Consider the following 22,812-nt stretch of genomic DNA (forward strand, 5'->3'; position numbering starts at 1 on the left):
GCGGCCGCCAGGAGAGTCATATGGGTATCGAAGAGAACTACGTCCAGATCGTAAGCCGGATTCGCAAGGCCGAGGCGGAAGCCGATCGCGCGCAAGGCAGCGCCGGGCTGGTCGCAGTCAGCAAGACTTTCGATGCGGAGGCGATCGAGCCGGTCATTCTGGCGGGGCAACGCGTGTTTGGCGAAAACCGCGTGCAGGAGGCGCAGGGCAAATGGCCGGCGCTGAAGGAAAGGCATGCGGGGATCGAGCTGCATCTGATCGGACCGCTGCAATCCAACAAGGCGGCCGATGCGGTGGCACTGTTCGATGTGATCGAGACGGTCGATCGGGAGAAGATTGCCCGGGCACTTGCCGAGGAAGTGCGGCGGCAGGGACGGTCGCTTCGGTTCTACGTTCAGGTCAATACCGGGCTCGAGCCGCAGAAGGCGGGCATTCCACCGCAGGAAACCGTCGCCTTCGTAACGCTGTGTCGCGATCAGCTTGGCCTTTCGATCGAGGGTTTGATGTGCATTCCGCCAGCGGAGGAAAATCCGGGGCCGCACTTCGCGCTGCTGGCCGATCTTGCGGTGAAGGCGGGTGTCCAGAAGCTTTCCATGGGCATGTCCGGTGATTTCGAGACCGCCATTGCCTTCGGTGCCACCAGCGTGCGCGTCGGGTCGGCGATTTTCGGAACGCGTTGAACTCTTTTTTGAAAGCCGACGGTTGAGAGCCGGCGGCGGATTTGGCCGGTCGCCAGGATCCTCGACGCGGCGGTGTGCGAAAGGCACCGCCTGATCGGCCTGACGAGCGTTTCCAGGCAGACGGCGGCAATGGCTTGCGCCTATCCGGCTTTCGTCGGGCTTCTTCCCCCAACTGCGATTTCCTATAAGCTTCTCCTATCGGGCGAGGAGGCTTGAGGATCATGGCAGGAGAGTATCAGACCGTCTATGCGGATTGGAAACGTGCGCCCGAGGTTTTCTGGCGCGCGGCGGCGGGCGCCATCGACTGGTTCCGCGAAGGTGAGCGCGCCTTTGATGCAGAGGCCGGCGTCTACGGCCGCTGGTTCCCGGACTGGGAAACCAACACCTGCCACAACTGCATCGATCGCCACGTCGAGGCGGGTCACGGTGATCGCACCGCCATCATCTTCGACAGTCCCGTCACCGGCACGAAACGGCACATCAGCTACCGGGAGGCCCGCGACGAGATCGCTGCGATCGCCGCCGTCTTGCGGGCGAATGGCGTTGAGAAGGGTGATCGCGTCGTCATCTACATGCCGATGATCCCCGAAGCGGTCTTTTCCATGCTCGCCTGCGCGCGGCTCGGGGCTGTTCACTCCGTGGTGTTTGGCGGGTTCGCCGCGCAGGAACTCGCCACCCGCATTGACGATTCCGGTGCGCGGCTGGTGATTTCCGCGAGCTGCGGCATCGAACCGGGGCGGGTTGTCGCCTACAAGCCGCTGCTCGACCATGCAATCGAACTTTGTGCCCATCCTCCAGCCCATTGCCTTATCCTTCAACGGCCGCAATTGGCGGCGGCGATGGAGGCTGGACGCGATATCGATCTTGCTGCAGCCGTCGCCGATGCAAAGGCCCGTGGCGACGCTGCCGATTGTGTTCCCGTGCTGGCCACCGATCCCGCCTATATTCTCTACACCTCCGGAACCACCGGCCAGCCCAAGGGTGTCGTGCGCGATACCGGTGGGCATATGGTGGCGCTCGCCTGGTCGATGCAGGCCATTTACGGCATGCGCCCCGGCGAGGTTTTCTGGTCGGCTTCCGATATCGGCTGGGTCGTCGGCCATTCCTACATCGTCTATGGGCCGCTTCTTGCCGGCTGCACCACCGTTGTCTTCGAAGGAAAGCCGGTGGGAACGCCGGATGCCGGCACCTTCTGGCGAGTGATCGCGGAACATGACGTCAAGGTGCTGTTCACGGCGCCGACGGCGCTCCGCGCCATTCGCCGGGACGATCCCGAGGGCACGCATGTCGGGCGTCATGATCTCTCGCATTTTCGCGGTCTTTATCTGGCAGGCGAACGCGCCGATCCGGAGACGATCAAATGGGCGGAGCGGCTGCTCAACGTGCCGGTCATCGATCACTGGTGGCAGACGGAAACCGGCTGGGCGATTGCGGCCAATCCCGCCGGCATCGAGCGTCTGCCGGTCAAGCATGGATCACCGACCGTGCCGATGCCCGGCTATGACGTGACGGTGCTGGATGACGAAGGACATGCGGTTGCGCCGGGCACGCTTGGCAACATCGTCATCCGCCTGCCCCTGCCGCCGGCCTGCCTCGTCACCTTCTGGAACGCGGATGCGCGGTTCCGGAGCGCCTGTCTTGAGGAATTCCCCGGCTACTACAAGACGGCGGATGCCGGCTATGTGGATGCTGACGGCTATCTTTTCATCATGGCGCGCACGGATGACATCATCAATTGCGCCGGACACCGGCTTTCGACCGGCGCCATGGAGGAGGTCGTGGCGCGGCATCCGGCCGTGGCGGAATGCGCCGTCATCGGCATTCACGATACGCTGAAGGGACAGGTGCCCTGCGGCTTCCTGGTGCTGAAAGCGGGCGTCACGCAGGATCTCGCGGTGATCCGCCGTGAAGTGATTGAGCTCGTCCGTGAGGAGATCGGACCCGTGGCGGCCTTCAAGAGCGCACTCGTCGTCGCGCGTCTGCCGAAGACGCGCTCCGGCAAGATCCTGCGCGGCACCATGCAGAAGATCGCCGATGGCCTGCCATGGAAGATGCCGGCAACGATCGATGATCCCGCCATCCTCGACGAGATCGCGGGTGTGCTGCATGCAGAGGAAGCGCATCACCGCTGAGGAGATGCGGACCAGTCCGTAAAGAAAAACCGGCGCGACCTTAGGCCACGCCGGTTTTTGACTGTCTTGCGGAAGGCGCGCCTCAGTAGGCGTCGTCTTCGTCCTCGTCGTTGCGGGTCGATTTCAGCGACTTCAGCTTGGCGAAGACGGCGTCGGCGTCGATTTCCTTCTCTTCCTCGCGGTAGAAGTTAAAGTCGAGCTTCTGGGTCTTCTCGGCTGCTTCGAGCGTCGCGCCGAGCTCCTCGGCGGTCGGCAGCGGCCGGTTCTTGGCGGCGCGTTCGACCTCGAGGTCGAGGTCGATCTGGCTGCAGAGACCGAGCGTCACCGGGTCCATCGGGGTCAGGTTGGCGGCGTTCCAGTGGGTGCGCTCGCGGATCTGCTCGATGGTGGACTTGGTGGTGCCAACGAGGCGCGAGATCTGTGCGTCCTTCAGTTCCGGATGGTTGCGTACCAGCCAGAGGATGGCGTTCGGGCGGTCCTGGCGCTTGGAAACGGGCGTGTAGCGCGGGCCCTTGCGCTTGGACTCGGGAACGCGGACCTTGGGGTCGGCGAGCTTCAGCTTGTGGGCCGGGTTGCCTTCGGCGCGGGCGATCTCGTCGCGCGACAGCTGGCCGGTTGCGATCGGATCCAGACCCTTGATGCCCTGTGCCGATTCCCCGTCGGCAATCGCCTTCACTTCCAGCGGGTGCAGCTTGCAGAAGGTTGCGATCTGCTCGAAGGAAAGGGCGGTGTTGTCAACGAGCCAGACGGCGGTGGCCTTGGGCATCAGCAGTTGTTGGGCCATGGATATAGTCCTTCTGTCCGTCCGCGCCGGCGTCGCGGGACGTGGATTTGAAACCACTTGATTTCCGGGAAATGCGGTCTCTATAGCCCCATCGTCTCAAAAATGCAATTCATTCGCGCCAAATCGGCTTTTGTCTAATTGCGGTCGATATTTGAGCTGTTATGAATGCCGCAGGAGGAAGTGCTGGCCGCATTTTGTGTTGCCGGCTCAAGGTGTTCGAGGAGGAACGCATGTCAGCCAAGACCTATCCCGTGCTGAAGACGGCCAAGACGCAGGCGCTGATCGACAATGAAAAGTACCTCAAATGGTACGAGGAAAGCGTCGAGGATCCCGAGAAGTTCTGGGGCAAGCACGGCAAGCGCATCGACTGGTTCAAGCCCTATACCAAGGTGAAGAACACGTCCTTCAAGGGCAAGGTGCCGATCAAGTGGTATGAGGACGGCCTTACCAACGTTTCCTACAATTGCATCGACCGTCACCTCAAGACACATGGCGAGCAGACGGCCATCATCTGGGAAGGCGACAACCCCTACATCGACAAGAAGATCACCTATAACGAGCTCTACGAGCAGGTCTGCCGCATGGCCAACGTGCTGAAGAAGCACGGTGTCAAGAAGGGCGACCGCGTCACCATCTACATGCCGATGATCCCTGAGGCGGCCTATGCGATGCTCGCCTGCGCCCGTATCGGCGCGGTGCATTCGGTGGTGTTCGGGGGCTTTTCTCCCGATGCGCTCGCCGGTCGCATCGTGGACTGCGAATCGACCTTCGTCATTACCTGCGACGAGGGCGTGCGCGGCGGCAAGCCGGTGCCGCTGAAGGAAAACACCGATACCGCGATCGACATCGCCGCCCGGCAGCATGTGATCGTCAACAAGGTGCTCGTCGTCCGCCGCACGGGCGGCAAGACGGGCTGGGCGCCCGGCCGCGATCTCTGGTACCATCAGGAAATCGCGACGGTGAAGCCGGATTGCCCGCCGGCGAAGATGCGCGCGGAAGATCCTCTCTTCATCCTCTATACGTCCGGCTCGACCGGCAAGCCGAAGGGCGTGCTGCACACGACGGGCGGTTACCTCGTCTACGCCTCCATGACGCATGAATATGTCTTCGACTATCATGAGGGCGACGTCTACTGGTGCACGGCCGATGTCGGCTGGGTCACGGGCCATTCCTACATCGTCTACGGACCGCTTGCGAACTGCGCGACGACGCTGATGTTCGAGGGCGTGCCGAATTTCCCGGATCAGGGCCGCTTCTGGGAGGTGATCGACAAGCACAAGGTCAACATCTTCTACACGGCGCCGACGGCGATCCGCTCGCTGATGGGCGCCGGCGACCATTTCGTGAAGCGTTCGTCGCGTGCGTCTCTGCGCCTCCTCGGCTCGGTCGGCGAACCCATCAATCCGGAAGCGTGGGAATGGTATTACAATGTCGTCGGCGAGCAGAAATCGCCGATCGTCGATACCTGGTGGCAGACGGAGACCGGCGGCATCATGATCACGCCGCTGCCGGGCGCGACCGACCTGAAGCCGGGCTCGGCAACGCGTCCCTTCTTCGGCATCAAGCCCGTGCTCGTGGACAATGAGGGCAAGCTGCTGGAAGGGGCAACGGACGGCAATCTGTGCATCACCGACAGTTGGCCCGGCCAGTCGCGGTCCGTCTATGGCGATCACCACCGCTTCATCCAGACCTATTTCTCCACCTACAAGGGCATGTACTTCACCGGCGACGGCTGCCGGCGCGACGAGGACGGCTATTACTGGATCACCGGCCGCGTCGATGATGTGCTGAACGTTTCGGGCCACCGTCTCGGTACGGCGGAAGTCGAATCCGCCCTTGTGTCCCATCATCTGGTGTCGGAAGCCGCCGTGGTCGGCTATCCGCACGGCATCAAGGGGCAGGGCATCTACTGCTATGTCTCGCTGATGGCGGGAGAGGAAGGTACGGACGCGCTGCGCCAGGAGCTGGTCAAGCATGTGCGCAGCGAGATCGGTCCGATCGCAACGCCGGACAAGATCCAGTTCTCGCCGGGGCTTCCGAAGACGCGTTCCGGCAAGATCATGCGGCGCATCCTGCGCAAGATCGCCGAGGATGATTTCGGCTCGCTGGGGGATACATCGACGCTTGCCGATCCGGCCGTGGTGGACGATCTCATCGCCAACCGGCAGAACCGCAAGGCGGAGTAGGGCAGACAGACAGCATGCGAAAAGGGCGCGGACCGGATGGCCGCGCCCTTTGTCGTTCTGGCTTACTTGCAGACCTTGATCTTCTTGATCACCAGGTTGCCGTAGTAGTCCCAAGTCTTGATCTTCTTGATGTGGCAGACCGGCTGGTAGTCGTAGGAATAGTAGCCGGCCTGGGAGGGGGCGGCGAAGGAGAGAGCGGCGACGGTGGCGATGGTGGCCGAGAGAACGATCTTGCGCATGGTGTGAGGTCCCTTGATCTGGTTTGGATGAGCCCGTCTCATCCAGTGACCCGACAATCGCACGTCCCCGGCATCCACGCTGTTCCACGTGGAACACCTGTCCTGCCTCCAGCCGTGTCGCTCAGAAATCGATGGCGCGGCCGTTGATTTCCCAGTCGCCGAAGCGGGCGGGATCGGCACCGCCGCGGCCGCCGACTTCGGGCTCCATTTTCGCTTCGGCCTGCTGGCGGCGGCGGTCTTCGGCTTCCTTCAGCGCCCGTTCGGCTGCTGGTGTCAGGCGCTTTTCCGGCTTGCTGCCGGCTGGCGCATCACTTGCGATCCGGTTTTCGGTCATCGCCGCTCATCCTTCCCTTCACAGATGCCTTACCGCCCCTTGCTTGAACTCGCCGGAACGTCTTCCCATCATATATAATCGGAAAACGCGGATTGAAGCCGTATTTCGACGCGCAGCTGCGCCCGATCAAGGAGACGAACATGAACATCGCCCGCACTGCAATGTTGATCGCCTTCATGACGGCGCTCTTCATGGCTGTCGGCTTCCTGATCGGCGGGCGGGGCGGCATGATGATCGCCCTTCTTGTCGCGGCCGCCATGAACTTCTTTTCCTACTGGAATTCCGACAAGATGGTGCTCCGCATGTACGGCGCCAGGGAAGTGGATGCCCACTCCGCGCCGGAATATTACGGGATCGTGCGGGATCTGGCGCGCAATGCCAACCTGCCCATGCCGCGCGTCTATATCCTCGACAGCGCGCAGCCGAATGCCTTTGCCACCGGCCGCAATCCCGAGAATGCAGCCGTTGCCGCCTCCGTCGGGCTGCTGAATGCCCTGACCTATGAGGAGGTGGCCGGTGTGATGGCGCACGAGCTTGCCCATATCCAGAACCGCGACACGCTGACGATGACGCTGACGGCCACGCTCGCCGGCGCCATCTCCATGCTCGGCAACTTCGCCTTCTTCTTCGGCGGCAACCGCGACAACAACAATCCGCTCGGCGGCATCGGCATGCTGGTTGCGATGATCGTCGCGCTGATCGCGGCCATGCTGGTGCAGATGGCCATCAGCCGCACGCGCGAATATTCGGCCGACCGGCGCGGTGCGGAGATCTGCGGCAATCCGATGGCACTCGCCTCCGCGCTGCAGAAAATAGCCGGTGCCGCCCATGTGGTCCATAACAATGCGGCCGAGCGCAACCCGGCGACAGCTCACATGTTCATCATCAATCCGCTGTCGGGCGAGCGGATGGACAATCTTTTCTCCACCCACCCCAATACGGACAACCGCATCAGGGCGCTGGTCGCCCTGGCGCAAGAGATGGGAGCTGGCGGTTCCGGCGGCGCTGGCGTCGGACGTTCGGCCTCGACCGCAGCCCCCGGGCCTGCTACGTCGGGCCGACGCGCGCGTTCCGTTCCGACCACCGGCTTCGGACGCGGTCCTGACGAACCGCCAAAGGGCCCCTGGTCTTGATCGATGAACCCGTAAAGAAAAACAAGCGTCCGCAAGGACGGCCGTTCAACAGGAACCGTGCGAAGCCGCATGCTGCGGCGCGCGCCGTGCCGGAGCCGGAAAAGCCGGGCCTGGCGGTGCGCAAGGCGGCGGCGAAGGTGCTCTCCGCCGTCGTGGACAAGCGGACCTCGCTGGATGGCATGTTCGATGCCAAGGGCGGCAATCCCGCGATCCTTGGTCTCGATGAAGCCGATCGGGGTCTTGCGCGCGCGCTGGTCACGACGGCGCTGCGGCACCGCCGTCGCCTTGGCGTCATCCTCGACAGCCTGCTGAAGACCCCGCTGCCGGATGGTGCGCGGTCTCTCGAGCATATTCTGATGATTGGCGCAGTGCAGATTCTCTATCTGGATGTGCCCGACCACGCGGCCGTCGACCTGGCCGTCGAGCATGCCTCGTCCGATCCGCGCACGCGCCGCTTTTCCAATCTCGTCAACGCTCTTCTCAGGCGTATTGGCCGGGAGCGTGAGGATCTGCTGGCGGGGATCGCCGATGCACCCGTTCTGCCTGACTGGTTCCGGTCCCGTCTCGTGGAACAGTATGGTCCGATCACCGCAGCCGCGATTGAAGCGTCGCAGCTTGCGCCATCTGCCATTGACCTCACCGTCAAGTCGGATCCCGACGGCTGGGCGCGAAAGCTCGGGGGACGGGTCTTGCCGACCGGCTCCGTGCGGCTTCCCTCCGATGCCGGCGCCATTCCGAAGCTCGAAGGTTTCGAGGCCGGCGACTGGTGGGTACAGGATGCCGCCGCCTCGATTCCTGCGCGTCTGTTCGGCGATATCAAGGGTTTGAAGATTGTTGATCTCTGCGCGGCTCCGGGCGGAAAGACCGCGCAACTCGTCGCGGCCGGCGCGGAAGTCACTGCGCTCGACCAGTCGGCAAGCCGTCTGACACGACTGCGCGAAAACCTGTCGCGTCTTGGCCTCGCGGCGGAGACACGGCAATCCAACATGATGGATTTTGTCCCGGAGACGCTGTTTGACGGTGCGCTGCTCGATGCGCCGTGTTCCTCGACGGGCACCTGTCGGCGCCACCCCGACGTACCTTGGATCAAGGATGAAGCCGATATCGAGACGCTGGCCGATCTGCAGGAGCGGCTGCTGAGAAAGGCGTTGAGCCTTGTCCGGTCGGGCGGGATCGTCGTCTTCTCGAACTGTTCGATCGACAAGCGCGAGGGAGAAATCGTGGTGGAGCGTGTGCTGGCGGCCGATCCCTCCGTCTCCCTGCTGCCCGCCGACCGTATGCTTCTACCGGCTTTGTCAGAGGCGTTTACGGCAGAAGGGACTATCCGAACAACGCCTGATATGATCGCGGCAGATGGCGCCTCGCCCGGTGGCGTCGATGGTTTTTTCGCCGCCGTCCTGCGCCGCAATGCATAATCGTCGTTGAAAGGTTCCTGATCTTTCGGTGTAAAGACCCATTTTGCACTGCACCGGAATTGGACAGGGTGGCAAAGAGCATTCTATGCTCTGCTTCAACCAGATATTTCCGAATATCGGGCGGCAATCTCGGGCGATTGGTTCCACATGAACATTTCCAGCCGTCGAAGGCTTCTGGGCCTTTACTTCCGCGAAGGGTGGCGGCGGCTCCACCGCCGTTTCGCCCTGACGGGGATAGCGCTGCGGCGGGTTGGCTGGCGGGGCAATGTCAAGTTGCTGGTGGCGCCGACGGACCTCAGGGCCACCGATGTGCACACGGCCGAGGAAATTCTTGACGGTCAGTTTCCACTGGCCGGACGGCTGCTCGATCCCGAGGGCCTTTCGCCCTTTGAGGTCGATCTACCCTCCCGGGAGTTCGCCGTCCGCCTCCATTCTTTCGCCTGGCTTCGTCACATGCGCACCGTCAGGGGCGAGCATGTTCAGGATTGCGTGCGCCGCCTCGTCGATGACTGGATGCAGCTTCACGGGCGGGATCTCAACGCTTTGGCGTGGCAGCCGGATGTGACCGCGCAGCGCTGTATTGCTTGGCTCAGCCATTCTCCGATCATCCTCAAAGATGCGGACCATGCCTTCTATCGGCGGTTCCTGAAAAGCCTTTCGATGCAGCTGAAGTTTCTTCAAAGCATCGCCGGGCATGTTTCGGCGGCCGACGCGCGGCTGCGCATCCGCATTGCGATCGCCATGGCATCTCTGTGCATGGACACGACGCAGAAGACAATCAAGACGGCAGCCAGCCACCTGGATCGCGAGCTGGATGCGCAGATTCTTTCCGACGGAACGCACATTTCGCGCGATCCGCGCGTCATCCTGGAACTGCTTCTGGATCTTCTGCCGCTGCGCCAGACCTATGTGAACCTCGGTCACGACGCACCGCCACGGCTGGTCCCCTGCATTGACCGCATGTATCCGGCGCTGAGATTCTTTCGCCACAAAAGCGGCGATCTGGCGCTTTTCAACGGCGCGACCACGATCCTGGCCAACGAACTCGTATCGGTTCTACGCTATGACGAGACTGCCGGTGCACCGTTCCGCGAGCTTCCTGATGGCGACTATCACCGGCTTGCGGCCGAAGACACGATGATCGTGATCGATACGGGCAAGCCCCGTTCCTTGACGACCTCCCGCACTGCGCATGCTGGTTGTCTGTCTTTCGAAATGTCGTCCGGACGCTACCGTTTCATCGTCAATTCCGGTGCGCCGCGCTTTGCGGGTGAACGCTTTCGGCAGATGGCGAGGGGAACGGCCTGTCATTCGACGGTGACCATCAACGACACGTCGTCTGCGCGCTTGTCGCGGTCGGCCTTCCTCGGGCCGGTGATGCTTTCGGGCGTGAAAACAGTTTCGGCGCGCCGGGATGCCGAGCGTTCCTCAGGCTTTGACCGGATCGTTGCCACCCATGACGGCTACGCGGACGTCTATGGCGTGCTCCACCAACGCGACATCGCTCTACGGCTTTCGGGAGGTCTCGTGAGAGGCCAGGACCATTTTCAGCCGCTGGAGGGACGCAGTCTGCCGGAAACCCTGCCGGCTGTGGCGCGCTTCCACATTCACCCCGCCATCACGCTGAGGCGGCGCGGTGAAAGCGAGGTCCTGATGTCGGCGGCCGAAGGCGAGGTCTGGGCTTTCAGTTGCCGAGACGGTCTCCTCGACATCGAAGAGGACGTCTTCTTTGCCGACCCGTCCGGGATGCGCACATCGCAGCAGATAACGGTGTCCTTCGACATTGTCGAAACCCCGGAGATCCAGTGGGTGATCGCGCGGGAAGCCTGATTCGGACGGTTTCGCACCGCGGCATCCTGTGCTAACGGCACCTCCATCGTCGAAAGCCCTTTGGCTCATACAGGAGATGGCGCGATGGCCGTTCAATCCAAGAAAATTCCCGCCCCCGATCGCGTCGCCGTCAAGACGGCGCTCCTTTCCGTGTCCGACAAGACCGGCATTGTGGATGTTGCCAAGGCGCTTGCAGCGCGCGGCGTGGCGCTCGTTTCGACCGGCGGCACGCACAAGGCGCTGTCGGAGGCCGGCCTTGCAGTGCGCGACGTTTCGGAGCTGACCGGCTTTGCGGAAATCATGGATGGCCGTGTCAAGACGCTGCATCCGGGCGTGCACGGCGGCCTGCTCGGCATCCGCGACGATGCCGATCACCAGGCTGCCATGCAGGCGCACGGGATCACGCCGATCGACCTCACCATCATCAATCTCTACCCCTTCGAGGACGTCCGCGCCAAGGGCGCCGACTATCCGACGACGGTCGAGAACATCGATATCGGTGGCCCGGCCATGATCCGTGCCTCCGCCAAGAACCATGCCTACGTTACCGTCATCACCGATCCCTCGGACTACGCGACGCTGATCGCCGAACTCGATCAGGGTGGCGAGACGACGCTGGCGTTCCGCAAGCGCATGGCGGCAAAGGCCTATGCCCGCACCGCGGCCTATGACGCGACGATCTCCAACTGGTTTGCCGAGGAACTGCAGATCGATGCGCCGCGCCATCGCGTCATCGGCGGCGAATTGAAGGAGGAGATGCGCTACGGCGAGAATCCGCACCAGAAAGCGGCCTTCTACGTCACCGGCGAAAACCGGCCGGGTGTCGCAACGGCAAAGCTTCTGCAGGGCAAGCAGCTCTCCTACAACAACATCAACGACACCGACGCCGCCTTCGAGCTGGTGGCGGAGTTTCCGGGCGAGAAGGGGCCGGCCTGCGCGATCATCAAGCATGCCAACCCGTGCGGTGTCGCGACCGGCCCGAGCCTTGTCGAGGCCTACCAGCGGGCGCTTGCCTGCGACCCGGTCTCGGCCTTTGGCGGCATCATCGCGCTGAACAGACGGCTGGATGCGGCAACGGCCGAAGAAATCGTCAAGCTCTTTACGGAAGTCATCATCGCGCCTGACGTGGACGATGCGGCCCGCGCCGTCATCGCCGCCAAGCCGAACCTGCGCCTGCTCGTCACCGGCGGCCTGCCGGATCCGCGCATTCCGGGCCTTTCCGCCAAGACGGTGGCCGGCGGCCTGCTCGTCCAGACGCGTGACAACGGCATGGTCGATGATCTCGAGCTGAAGGTCGTCACGAAGCGTGCGCCGTCGGCCCAGGAACTGGAAGACATGAAGTTCGCCTTCAAGGTTGCCAAGCATGTGAAGTCGAATGCCGTCGTCTATGCCAAGGACGGCCAGACGGCGGGCATCGGCGCCGGCCAGATGAGCCGTGTCGATTCCGCCCGCATTGCCGCGCTGAAGGCCGAGGAGGCCGCCAGGGCCATGGGTCTTGCAACGCCGTTGACGAAGGGCTCCGCCGTCGCGTCGGAGGCCTTCCTGCCCTTTGCCGATGGCCTGCTGTCGGCCATTGCGGCCGGTGCCACGGCGGTCATCCAGCCCGGTGGTTCCATGCGCGATGCCGAGGTGATTGCGGCCGCCGACGATGCCGGCGTTGCCATGGTCTTTACCGGCATGCGCCACTTCCGGCACTGAGAGGCCGGATCGACAAGGCGTTACCGTCCCGGCTCAGCCGGGGCGGTGGGCCGGGTAGGGCGTGCGGATCATCATCAGGAAGCCGACGGCGAGGAAGATGACCAGCATCGCCATCCCGGCGCGGGCGGAGCCCGTTGCCGTGGTCACGAGGGCCACGGAAAGAGGCGCGGCGAAGGACGTCGCCCGTCCTGTCAGCGCGTAGATCCCGAAGTAGCGGCCGGCTTCGTCCGGCGTGATGCTGCGTGCGAGGTAGGAGCGGGCCGAGGCCTGCACCGGGCCGAAGGCGACGCCCACCAGCAGGCCGAAGAGGATGTAAGCCTTCTCGGCCGCCGTGCCGAAGAGGCCACCACTGTCGGTCGTCGGCAGCGGAATGAGGCCGAACAAGGTAAAGCCGGGGCCGGTCGAGACAATACCGACGGTGGCGATGAGGAGGCAGAAGAGGCTGCCCATCACGACGGTCTTTGATCCCAGGCGACTGTCGAGCCGGCTCGCATAGAGGCAGCCGCCGATGGCGACGACATTGAGGATGATCCCGTAGATGCCGAGTTCGAGCGTCTGCCAGGCAAACATGCCGGCCGCAAAGGTGCCGCCGAGCGCCAGCAGGCCATTGACGCCGTCTTGATAGACCATCCGGGCCACCAGAAAGCGCAGAATTCCGGGCCGTCCCTTCAGTTCACGAAAAGTGCTTTTCAGCTCCGAAATACCGGTGGTCACGGCAGCGCCGATTGGCAGGCCGCGCGCCTGATCGGGCGTGAAAAGAAACATCGGCAGGATGAAGACGAGATACCAGAGGGCGGATATCGGACCTGTCACGCGGGCATCGTCGCCCGTCGCCGGATCGAGCCCGAAAAGCGGCTCGATCCCGAGGGCCGTCTTGCCGGTTTCCGGATTGCCGGCCAGTAGGGCGACGACTGCGATCAGGACGATCATGCCGCCGAGATAGCCGAGACCCCAGGCGATGTTGGAAATGCGTCCCGCCTCCTGCGGCGGGACCAGCCGGGGCATCATGGAATCATTGAAGACGATCGAGAACTCGGCCGCGACCGAGGCGAGCACGATCATTGTCAGGGCAAAGACGAGGCTGCTGCCCGGCACTGCGAACCACAGGGCGGCGAGCGACAGGATCTGGATGACCGCGAAGCCGCCGATCCACGGTTTGCGCCGTCCCGTGGCGTCGGCGATCGAGCCGAGAACGGGCGAAAGGAGCGCGATGATGATGCCGGAGATGGTCAGCGTGTAGCTCCACGCCGCCTGACCGGCCGCGTGGTCCTCCGTCATGCGGGAGACGAGATAGGGACCGAAGATGAAGGTGGTAATGACGGTGAAGAAGGGCTGGGCAGCCCAGTCGAACATCATCCAGCCGCCAATCGCCAGGCGCGATGCACGCGGCGCTTCCGTCTTCGCTTCCACCGTCACTATCGCCGCTCCCGGTTCCGCCTGTCGCCGCTCCTTTGTGTCAGGACGCATGCTCGCGGGCAAGATCCGCGAGCAGTCCTGCGGCGACCGTCAGCTTCGACAGCGTCAGGTCGCCGCTTTCGCTGAGTGTGGCCAGTTGCTCGACGGCACGCTGCATGGCGGCCTCCGCGCCCGGCGGGCTGCTACCGGGACGCAGTTCGGCCGCCGCGAGATCGTGGCGCGCACGCGCGATGGCGACCATGCCACGTGCCACGGCCATGGCGTCGAAGGGATCGCTCGGCTGCAGGCGGTCTGCGGCCTGCAGCAGGCGGCCGATGCGCAGCCGCCCTGAAACGGCGAGATAGGCCTGGGCGACCCTGGTCAGCGGCAGGTCCGTTGCCTTTGCCAGGGCGAGGATTTCCGGCACCGAGGCGAAGAAGCCGAGTTCACCGATTTGCGTCGCGAGATCGTCCGGCACATTGCCCTCGCGCAGCGCGGCCGTCTCGCGGCTGATGACCTCCGGCCCGACGGCATCGCGGATCGGTGCGGTCAGTCTCGTGATACCGGCGCGGATGTCCTTGACCGTCGCGGCGATATCGCCATCGAACAGCCGCGCAAACAGCAGGGCGCCGGTGGTGATGCGCAGGATGCGGCGCAGGCGATGGTAGAGCCTGTTCTGTGCTGCGCCGTGGATCCGGTTGTCGAGACCATCGACCGCGTGGCGCAGCACGGAAAGGCCAAATCCCTCGTTGGCGATGATGGCCGCCCGGACGACGTCAGAAGCCGAACGTCCGGTCGCATCCATGAGTTCGCTCACGAAGGCCGGCCCGCCCCAGTTGATGACGGAATTGGTGAGGATCGTCGCAATGATTTCGCGGCGCAGGCGGTGATCGCGGATGTCGCCCGCATAGTCCTTCTGCATCTTCTGGGGGAAATAGTGGAAGAGCGTCTGCTCGAAATAGGGACCATCCGGCAGGTCGCTGTGCAGCAGGTCCTCGAAGAGCGTCAGCTTGGCGTAGGACAGCAGCACGCCGATCTCGGGGCGGGTCAGCGCCCGGCCGGTTTCGTAGCGCTCCGCAAGCGCCGCGTCGTCCGGAAGGGTTTCGACCTTGCGGTTCAGGAGCCCGGCGGATTCCAGACGGCTCATCAGGCGGCCGAGCAGCACGCGGTTGGCCGCGCCGTCCATGGCGGTCAGTGAAATCGCCAGCGACTGTTCGTAGTTGTTGCGCAGGACAAGGGCTGCGACCTCGTCCGTCATGGCCGCCAGCAGCGTGTTGCGCTTCGGCCGCGTCAGGCGGCCGCTGCGCATGGCCGAGGCCAGCGCGATCTTGATGTTGACCTCGACGTCGGAGGAGTTGACGCCGGCCGAGTTGTCGATGGCGTCGGAGTTGCAGCGTCCGCCTGCCAGCGCATAGGCGATGCGGCCTTTCTGGGTGACGCCGAGATTGGCGCCTTCGCCGATCACACGGGCGCGGACCTCGTCGGCGGTGACGCGGATCGCATCATTGGCGCGGTCGCCGGCCTCCGCATCCGTTTCGGTCGCGGCGCGGATATAGGTGCCGATGCCGCCGAACCAGAGCAGGTCCACCGGCGCCTTCAGAATGGCGTTCATGATCTCGAATGGCGTGGCCTTGGCCTTGTCGAGGCCGATGGCGGCCATGGCTTCCGGTGTCAGCGTCACGGATTTTTCCGACCGCGAGATGATCATGCCGCCCGCCGACAGCAACGAGCGATCGTAATCCTGCCAGCTCGACCGCGGGAGCGCGAAGAGGCGCTCGCGCTCCACGACCGTACGCTCCGTATCCGGTGCCGGATCGATGAAGATGTCGCGGTGATCGAAGGCGGCGACGAGGCGGATCTGGCGCGACAGCAACATGCCGTTGCCGAAGACGTCGCCGGACATGTCGCCGACGCCGGCCACGGTAAAGGGCGTCGTCTGGATGTCGATATCCATCTCGCGGAAGTGGCGCTTGACGGTTTCCCAGGCGCCGCGGGCGGTGATGCCCATCTTCTTGTGGTCGTACCCGGCCGACCCCCCCGAGGCAAAGGCGTCGTCCAGCCAGAAGTCGAGGCTCTGGGCGATGCCGTTGGCCGTGTCGGAGAAGGTCGCCGTGCCCTTGTCGGCGGCGACAACGAAATAGGGGTCGTCACCGTCATGGCGCACGGTCTCGGCAGGCGGCACGACATCGGCGCCAACGATGTTGTCGGTGACGGACAGAAGCGAGCGGATGAAGGTCTTGTAAGCTTCGGTGCCGACACGGAACACCTCGTCGCGGCTGCCGCCGGCCGGCAGCTGCTTCGGGAAGAAGCCGCCCTTGGCGCCAACGGGCACGATGACGGCATTCTTGACCTGCTGCGCCTTCACGAGGCCCAGCACTTCCGTGCGGTAGTCCTGGGCGCGATCCGACCAGCGCAGGCCGCCGCGGGCCACCTTGCCGAAGCGCAGGTGCACGCCTTCCACATCCGCGCCATAGACGAAGATTTCGCGGAACGGGCGCGGCTCCGGCAGGCCGTCGAGCGCCTTCGGGTCGAGCTTGACGGCGAGCACCACGCCGCGCCCGGCCAGATCGGCCTGGAAGAAGTTGGTGCGCAGGGTCGCATCCACAGCATTCTTGAGCCGGCGAAGAATCCGGTCCTCGTCCAGGTTCGGAACCTTGGCGAATTCCTCTTCCAGCGCGGCCTCGATCGCCTTGACCTTGCGGGAGCGGGTCTTGTCATCGAGGGTGGGGTCGAGGCGGGTGTGGAAGAGGCGGAAAAGGGCGCCTGATGTCAGCGGATATCTTCCGAGGGTATCGGCGATATAGCCCTGCGAATAGGTGATGCCGGTCTGGCGCAGATAGCGCGCATAGGTGCGGAGCACGTTGATCTCGTAGATGTCGAGACCGGAGGACTGGATCAGACGGTTGAAGGTGTCGTCTTCCACACCGCCGGTCCAGGCGGCGAGGAAGGCCTGTTCGAGCTTACGGCCGAGAAGGTCGAGATCGATGCCTGCCCCTTCACGATGCACCAGCTCCATGTCGTGCAGGACGACGAGACGCTGCGAACCATCCGTCTCGCCGAGCACCAGGTCGTAGGTCTGCTCGCTGACGACGCTGAAGCCGAGGTTTTCGAGAAGCGGCACGCGACGCGAAAGCGAGACGGCCTTCCCGGCGTGGAAAATCTTGAGCTCAACCGTATCCTGCCGTGTCGGATTGCGCCGATAGAACTGGATGCGGATCGGATCGTCCTTGCTGACGGCGCGCATGTCGGCGAGGTCGGCATAGGCCTCTGCCGGCGTGAAGGCGGCGTGATAGGCCTCGCCGGTTACAAGGCCGATGCCGTCATTGCGGGCGAGATCGGCGAAGCGGTCCGTCCAGCGGGTGACGATATCGCGCACGGCGGCTTCGAGCTTCGGCTGCGGCACGCGCGGGGTACGTCCGGCCGAGCGGCCGATGATGAAGTGAACACGCGCCAGGCCCCCTTCCGGGAAAGCCGGATAATAGGCGGAGACGCGGCCGTCATAGACCGTCTTGAGATAGGTCCCGATCTTTTCCCGCACATCCGAATCATATTGCTCGCGCGGCACGTAGACGAGAACGGAGACGAAGCGATCGAAATGGTCGACGCGGGAGAGGACGCGGATCCGGGGGCGGTCGCCGAGCTCGTTGATCTGTTCGCAGAAATTGGCGAGCAGCGGCAGCTCGATCTGGAAGAGATCGTCACGGGGATAGGATTCCAGCGTGTTGATCAGCATCTTGCCGGAATGGCTGTGCGGATCGAAGCCGAACTGGTCGATGATGCGCTGGAGCTTGAGGCGCAGCAGCGGGATTTCGGAAGCGGGACGGGTATAGGCCGTCGAGGTGAAGAGACCGACAACGCGCAGTTCGCCGATCACCTTGCCGGTCACGTCGAAGCGCTTGATGCCGACATAATCCATATAGGCGCGGCGATGGACGACGGATTTCACGTTCGCCTTGGTGACGATGAGGAAATCCGGACCATCAAGAAACGCGAGGATTTCGGGCGTGGTCAGCACCGCATCCTTGCCCTGGCGCAGCACGCGGACATCGGGGTTTGACAGGATGCCAAGACCCCGCCCTTCGCCGCGCTCCACGACGGCCGTCTCGCCGCTGCCGGAATAGGTGTATTCGCGCATGCCGAGGAAGGTGAAATTGTTGGCGCGCAGCCAGCGCAGGAAGGCGAGCGCCTCCTCCTTGTCACCCTTGCGCCGTGCCGTGCCATGGGCCTCCATGTCCTGCATTGCCTGATCGAGAAGCAGCGTCATGGCGCGCCAGTCTTCGACCGTCTCGTGCACATGGGCAAGGACCAGCTGGACCCGCGCAACGAGTGCCTCCGCCTCGGCAATCCCCAGCGGGGGCAGGTGGATCTGGATATGACTGACGCGATCGGCCGGATCACTGTTGTCTTCCGGGTCAAAAAGCGTGACCGGCCTGCCGGGCGGCGCAACCAGGATCGGGTGGACGGCGAGGTAGAGATCGCGATGGGTGGAGGTCACTTCCCCCATGACGGAATCGTAGAGAAAGGGCATGTTCCGGTCGGTGACGGAGAGGATGGAAACCGGCACTCCGTTCGGCGTCACGCCTTCGACAGTGTCGATGCGCACATCTGTCATGCCACGCTGCCAGCCTTTGATGATGCTCGCCGCGTGGTTTGCCGTTCGCGCCAGCATGTCCGGCGTATAGAGTTCCAGATCGTCATTGCTGGCGCGGCCAAACAGAATGGCCGGCGAAAGACCTGATGCCGCATCATTCCCCATTGCCTGCGTGGCCAGGTCCAGCTGCTTTTCGCGGCGCGTGTTGTTTTTCGAGCCCATGGATACTCCCCCCCATCGATTGATGCGAACCTAGCTGAGTCGCGCCGTTTGGCGATGTTTTTCACGAAAACTGCACTGACGCGTGACGTTTTTCCGGATTCTGGGTCGAAATTTGGTCATTCCGTATGAATTTTCATTGAAGGCGTGACGAAAACTGCCTGTTTCGCGAAGTCTGGCCTTAGGCGGCCCGTTGACAGCCCAGAGCGGCTGCGGGATCAAGGGTGGTCAAACGGGGCTTGAACGATGGCGGATGACGGGGCAGCAGCAAGACAGGCGAGAGCCGTGCTCTCGGTCTCAAGCCATGTGGTCCGCGGTTCTGTCGGCAACCGGGCCATGGTCTTTGCCTTCCAGACACTCGGCCTTCCCGTTTGGGATCTGCCGACCGTTGTCCTGCCCTGGCACCCCGGCCACGGGCGTTCGACGCGCAGCGTGCTGTCCACGCCGGATTTCGCGGCGATGGCGGAGGAGATTGCCGCATCGTCCTGGGCCGGCGAGATCGGCACGGTCGTTTCCGGCTATTTCGGCAGCGCCGAGCAGGTCGATGTCATCGCCGGTCTGGTGGAACAGCTGAAAGCGCGCAATCCGGCGCTTCTCTACGTCTGCGATCCGGTGATCGGCGATCAGGGCGGCATCTATGTGCCCGACGCAACGGCCGAGGCGATCCGCGACCGCCTGCTGCCGCTTGCCGATCTGACGACGCCGAACCGGTTCGAGCTTGCCTGGCTGTCCGGCGCAGATCTCGCGGACAATAGCGAGATCATGGAGGCGGCACTCGCATTGGGGCCAGCGCGGGTGCTGGTGACCTCCGCGTTCTCGATGCTCAACGGGGGGACCGGCAACCTCTTTCTCTCCGGCAGCCATGCGCTGCTGGCCGAACATCGCTATATCGATGACGCGCCCAAGGGCACCGGGGATCTGTTGACGGCGCTTTTCACGGCTCGTCTCATGGAAGGGCATTCCGAGGAGCGCTGCCTGCAGCTTGCTACGGCCGGTGTGTTCGAGATCATTGCCCGGTCGGCACGGCGGTCAGCCTCCGAAATGATGCTGGAGCAGGATGCGTCCAGCCTCATCTCGCCGATGGCCCTTGTCCAGATCCGTCACCTTGTCCATCCCGGCCGTCGGCGACGCTAAAACGCGTCGCGATCATTGCTGCGTTGCGGAAAGCCTCGAAATCTGCGTTTTGTACCCTGACGCCGTCTGAAGCGGATGATAGAGCATTTTTGGCGAACGGGATCGGCGAGAGCGCTCTATCTGTTTGTTTTCGTGCAGTCCGGACGCAAGACCGCAAATGTAGTCTGGCCGGACATGCTCAAGGACGGCCGCGTAAGGGTTTGAACGGCGAAGAGGGGTCAGGACGATGAACCGATTTCCGGAGCATCTGCTTACGGGTTACCGCAACTTCATGAGTGGCCGTTTCGCCGAGCAGCAACAGCGCTACCGGCAACTGGCCGAGACCGGCCAGACGCCGAAGGTTCTCGTCGTGGCCTGCTGCGATTCGCGCGCGGCACCCGAGACCATCTTCGATTCCGGTCCTGGCGAGCTTTTCGTCGTTCGCAATGTTGCCAATATGGTTCCGCCCTACGAGCCTGATGGCCAGTACCATTCGACCTCTGCGGCGCTGGAATTCGCGGTGCAGGCGCTGAAGGTGCAGGATATCGTCGTGATGGGCCATGGGCGCTGCGGCGGCATAAAGGCGGCGCTCGATCCCGATGCCGACCCCTTGTCGCCCGGCGACTTCATCGGCAAGTGGATGGGCCTCTTGAAGCCTGCGGCCGAGCAGATCCAGAATGCCGATGTCATGACCGCCACCGAGCGCCAGCGCGTGCTGGAGCGCGTGTCGATCCGCAACTCCATTGCCAACCTCCGAACGTTTCCGTGCGTCTCCATCCTGGAGCAGCGCGGCAAGCTGAACCTGCACGGCACCTGGTTCGATATCTCGACCGGGGAATTGTGGGTGATGGACAACAAGACCGGCGATTTCGCGCGGCCTGTTCTCTGATCGACACAAAGAAAAAGGCCAGCTGACGCCGGCCTTCTCAAGCTTTGTTTCTCTGTCCGCCGTTTCAGCGTCCGTCGATCTCGGCGGCGATGATGGCGATCGCCTGCTGGTAAACGCTCGCGGCGTTCCAGCCCTGGATGGCGGCGAAATTCGGCTGGCCGGGCTGGTAGCCGGCGCCGGCGCGCCAGCCATGGCCGCGCAGGAAGTTCGCCGTGGATGCCAGCGCGTCGGCCTTGGAGCGGACCATGTCCACATGGCCGTTGCCGTCGCCGTCCACGCCGTATTTGACAACGTTGGCGGGCAGGAACTGCGTCTGGCCGATTTCGCCATGGGCTGCGCCACGGGCAGATGGGCTCAGGTCGCCGCGGCTGACGAGCGTCAGGGCTGCATAGAGCTGGTCGGTGAAGTAGTCGGAGCGGCGGCAGTCAAACGCGAGCGTCGCCACGGCCGACATGGTGTGTTCCTTGCCCATGAAGCCGCCAAAGCCGGTTTCCATGCCCCAGATGGCGATCAGCGGACCGGCGGGCACGCCAAAGCGCTGTTCTATGTCGGCGAAGAGGGCGGCGTTCTGGGCCTTGATCTTCTTGCCACGGGAGATGATGGCCTCACCGCCGCGCTTGCGCATGAACTCATTCAGCGAGAGCCGAAAGCTCTTCTGGCCGCGGTCGGCACGGATCGTGGCGTTGGCATAGGACACGCCCGAGAAGGCAGCATCGAGGACGGACGGGTTGACCCCGCGGGACGCCGCTTCGCGCTTGAAGGACTGGACCCATTCGTTGAAGCCGGCAGACGTGTTGCCGCACTGGGCCGCAAAGCTCGTTACCGGCAACGCAAACATCGCTGCGGCCATCGCCAAGCCTGCGAGGAGGCCCGATTTCTTCTGCATGAAAAACCCCGTCAAAGTCCGATCTTTCATCGGAGGATGCCATTCCGCCAGCGTGCTGTCACCGCACGTCTGCGGCCGTTTCAGGAACAACTTTTTGATCAAGAAGGGTAAATGCACTCTTAAGTCAAACGCCCGCAGCCGATGGCGCGGGCGTTTTCTTTTCAGTCAGGCCCGATCAGGCAGCCTGCTTCTTGGCGCGGATCAGGTTGCGGTTGACCAGCAGCTCTGCAATCTGGATCGCATTCAAGGCTGCACCCTTGCGCAGGTTGTCGGAAACGACCCACATGTTGAGGCCATTTTCGACGGTTGCGTCCTCGCGGATACGCGAAATATAGGTCGCATCCTCACCGGCGCATTCGTAAGGCGTGACGTAACCGCCATTCTCGTGCTTATCGACCACGAGGCAGCCCGGAGCCTCGCGCAGGATGTCACGCGCTTCGTCTGCGGTGATTTCCTTCTCGAACTCGATATTGACGGATTCGGAGTGGCCGATGAAGACGGGAACGCGCACGGCCGTGCAGGTGACCTTGATCTTCGGGTCCAGCATCTTCTTGGTTTCGGCCAGAACCTTCCACTCTTCCTTCGTGTAGCCGTCTTCCATGAAGCTGTCGATGTGCGGGATGACGTTGAAGGCGATGCGCTTCGTAAACTTCTTCGATTCGATCGGGTCGGCGACGAAGACGGCGCGGGTCTGGTTGAAAAGCTCGTCCATGCCATCCTTGCCGGCGCCGGAGACCGACTGGTAGGTCGAGACGACGACCCGCTTGATCACCGCATGGTCGTGCAGCGGCTTCAGCGCCACGACGAGCTGGGCGGTCGAGCAATTCGGGTTCGCGATGATGTTCTTCTTGGAGAACAGCGTGATCGCATCGGGGTTCACTTCCGGAACGATCAGCGGCACTTCGGAATCGTAGCGCCAGGCCGAGGAGTTGTCGATGACGACGCAGCCCTGGGCGCCGATCTTCGGCGAATACTTGAGCGAGACGGCGCCGCCAGCCGACATCAGGCAGATGTCCGTGTCGGAGAAGTCGTAGTTTTCGAGGTTGCGGACCTTCAGCGTCTTGTCGCCGAAGGAGACTTCGGTGCCCTGCGAGCGGGCCGAGGCGAGCGCCACGACCTCATCGGCCGGGAAGCCGCGTTCGGACAGGATGTTGAGCATTTCGCGGCCGACATTTCCAGTCGCGCCCGCAACGGCAATCTTGAAACCCATGAGAAACCTCTTTCTTGACCTCTCTCCGCTTGTTTGATCCGAACCTGCGGCCAATGCAGGTTCGTTCATCCCCGGCCG

The 22,812-nt window shown here is 63.4% G+C and carries 16 protein-coding genes; 9 read left to right on the forward strand and 7 right to left on the reverse strand.

Annotated elements, in window-relative coordinates; translation table 11 throughout:
* The first annotated feature begins 20 nt into the window (after positions 1-20).
* Together ACED18_RS12215 and ACED18_RS12220 are read left to right on the forward strand one after the other, a co-directional pair.
* Positions 21-680 carry a YggS family pyridoxal phosphate-dependent enzyme gene (locus ACED18_RS12215; protein WP_377292519.1) on the forward strand — a complete coding sequence of 220 codons (660 nt, stop codon included), beginning with the start codon at positions 21-23 and terminating at the stop codon, positions 678-680.
* 221 nt (positions 681-901) lie between these two features.
* Positions 902-2,812 carry a propionyl-CoA synthetase gene (locus ACED18_RS12220; protein ID WP_377292521.1) on the forward strand — a complete coding sequence of 637 codons (1,911 nt, stop codon included), beginning with the start codon at positions 902-904 and terminating at the stop codon, positions 2,810-2,812.
* Positions 2,813-2,894: 82 nt separating this feature from the next.
* Here the strand turns inward: ACED18_RS12220 and ACED18_RS12225 are convergent, their stop codons facing one another.
* Positions 2,895-3,596, reverse strand: coding sequence for a DUF1013 domain-containing protein (locus ACED18_RS12225; RefSeq protein WP_377292523.1), 702 nt, complete (start codon positions 3,594-3,596; stop codon positions 2,895-2,897).
* A 230-nt stretch (positions 3,597-3,826) separates the two neighbouring features.
* On the opposite strand from ACED18_RS12225, the gene acs reads away from it, so the two are divergent.
* Complete coding sequence (acs, locus tag ACED18_RS12230) at positions 3,827-5,782, forward strand: acetate--CoA ligase (protein ID WP_377292525.1); 1,956 nt, start codon at positions 3,827-3,829, stop codon at positions 5,780-5,782.
* A gap of 62 nt (positions 5,783-5,844) precedes the next feature.
* Here acs and ACED18_RS12235 read toward each other — a convergent pair whose 3' ends face one another.
* Both ACED18_RS12235 and ACED18_RS12240 read right to left on the reverse strand, forming a co-directional pair.
* Positions 5,845-6,021 carry a hypothetical protein gene (locus tag ACED18_RS12235; RefSeq protein ID WP_377292527.1) on the reverse strand — a complete coding sequence of 59 codons (177 nt, stop codon included), beginning with the start codon at positions 6,019-6,021 and terminating at the stop codon, positions 5,845-5,847.
* Positions 6,022-6,142: 121 nt separating this feature from the next.
* A complete protein-coding gene (locus ACED18_RS12240; protein ID WP_377292529.1) occupies positions 6,143-6,355 on the reverse strand; it encodes a DUF1674 domain-containing protein in 213 nt (70 codons plus the stop codon).
* Between the two features lie 140 nt (positions 6,356-6,495).
* Here ACED18_RS12240 and htpX point away from each other — a divergent pair, with 140 nt between their 5' ends.
* From htpX to purH, 4 genes are all read left to right on the forward strand, one after another.
* Positions 6,496-7,488 carry a zinc metalloprotease HtpX gene (gene htpX / locus ACED18_RS12245; RefSeq protein WP_377292531.1) on the forward strand — a complete coding sequence of 331 codons (993 nt, stop codon included), beginning with the start codon at positions 6,496-6,498 and terminating at the stop codon, positions 7,486-7,488.
* The gene (locus ACED18_RS12250) at positions 7,488-8,903 is read left to right on the forward strand and encodes an RsmB/NOP family class I SAM-dependent RNA methyltransferase (RefSeq protein WP_377292710.1); all 1,416 of its coding nucleotides are present in this window, start codon (positions 7,488-7,490) and stop codon (positions 8,901-8,903) included. The genes htpX and ACED18_RS12250 overlap by 1 nt, the downstream gene beginning before the upstream one ends.
* Before the next feature lie 147 nt (positions 8,904-9,050).
* Positions 9,051-10,733: a heparinase II/III family protein gene (locus ACED18_RS12255; RefSeq protein WP_377292533.1), complete on the forward strand. Its 1,683-nt coding sequence runs from the start codon at positions 9,051-9,053 to the stop codon at positions 10,731-10,733.
* Between the two features lie 84 nt (positions 10,734-10,817).
* Positions 10,818-12,431, forward strand: a complete 1,614-nt coding sequence (gene purH / locus ACED18_RS12260; protein WP_377292535.1) for a bifunctional phosphoribosylaminoimidazolecarboxamide formyltransferase/IMP cyclohydrolase — start codon at positions 10,818-10,820, stop codon at positions 12,429-12,431.
* Between the two features lie 33 nt (positions 12,432-12,464).
* On the opposite strand, the gene ACED18_RS12265 is transcribed toward purH, so the two are convergent.
* On the reverse strand, positions 12,465-13,847 hold the full coding sequence (locus tag ACED18_RS12265) for an MFS transporter (RefSeq protein ID WP_377292537.1): 1,383 nt from the start codon (positions 13,845-13,847) through the stop codon (positions 12,465-12,467).
* 40 nt (positions 13,848-13,887) lie between these two features.
* Positions 13,888-18,639 carry an NAD-glutamate dehydrogenase gene (locus tag ACED18_RS12270; RefSeq protein WP_377292539.1) on the reverse strand — a complete coding sequence of 1,584 codons (4,752 nt, stop codon included), beginning with the start codon at positions 18,637-18,639 and terminating at the stop codon, positions 13,888-13,890.
* A gap of 243 nt (positions 18,640-18,882) precedes the next feature.
* Here ACED18_RS12270 and pdxY point away from each other — a divergent pair, with 243 nt between their 5' ends.
* Complete coding sequence (pdxY, locus tag ACED18_RS12275; RefSeq protein ID WP_377292541.1) at positions 18,883-19,770, forward strand: pyridoxal kinase PdxY; 888 nt, start codon at positions 18,883-18,885, stop codon at positions 19,768-19,770.
* A gap of 226 nt (positions 19,771-19,996) precedes the next feature.
* A complete protein-coding gene (locus ACED18_RS12280; protein ID WP_377292543.1) occupies positions 19,997-20,638 on the forward strand; it encodes a carbonic anhydrase in 642 nt (213 codons plus the stop codon).
* Between the two features lie 64 nt (positions 20,639-20,702).
* Here ACED18_RS12280 and ACED18_RS12285 read toward each other — a convergent pair whose 3' ends face one another.
* Positions 20,703-21,524 (reverse strand): lytic transglycosylase domain-containing protein, encoded by an 822-nt coding sequence (locus ACED18_RS12285; RefSeq protein WP_377292545.1) that lies wholly within the window; start codon positions 21,522-21,524, stop codon positions 20,703-20,705.
* Between the two features lie 175 nt (positions 21,525-21,699).
* Entirely contained in the window at positions 21,700-22,734 is a 1,035-nt protein-coding gene (locus ACED18_RS12290; protein ID WP_377292547.1) for an aspartate-semialdehyde dehydrogenase, read from the reverse strand.
* Positions 22,735-22,812 lie beyond the last annotated feature (78 nt).

The organism is Rhizobium sp. SG2393, assembly GCF_042610495.1.
GTDB lineage: Bacteria > Pseudomonadota > Alphaproteobacteria > Rhizobiales > Rhizobiaceae > RU20A.